Below are 308 nucleotides of genomic sequence, written 5' to 3'. Positions count from 1 at the left end.
CAGGAACACGACCAGCGCCGCCTCTTCGGCCGCGCCGATCAGCAGGGCGCCGCCCGCGGCGATGGTCATCAGGCTTTCGATCGTGAAGGGCTGGCCCGTGCGCAGCGCCGCAATGGCGCGCCAGGCCACGGGGGCCACCCCGATCAGGCAGGCCGCGACGAATGCCGCATACCCGCCGCCCTCGGGCGTCAGCAGCGCCACGATCCAGGCCAGCGCCAGCAGCAGTCCGGTCAGCACCACCAGCCGCCCCTTGGCCGTCCGGTACCACGACGGGTCCGCACCCGTCGCGGGGCGGACCGCCTGTTCGG

At 74.4% G+C, this 308-nt stretch carries 1 pseudogene; it reads right to left on the bottom strand.

The features are described from left to right. Positions 1–308: pseudogene (locus tag TW83_RS21420) on the bottom strand (heavy metal translocating P-type ATPase); the annotation flags it as partial.

Source organism: Paracoccus sp. S4493, from assembly GCF_000967735.1.
GTDB lineage: Bacteria > Pseudomonadota > Alphaproteobacteria > Rhodobacterales > Rhodobacteraceae > Paracoccus > Paracoccus marcusii.
Note: the sequence above shows the minus strand (reverse complement) of the source record. Positions and strands in the feature narration are given on the sequence as shown.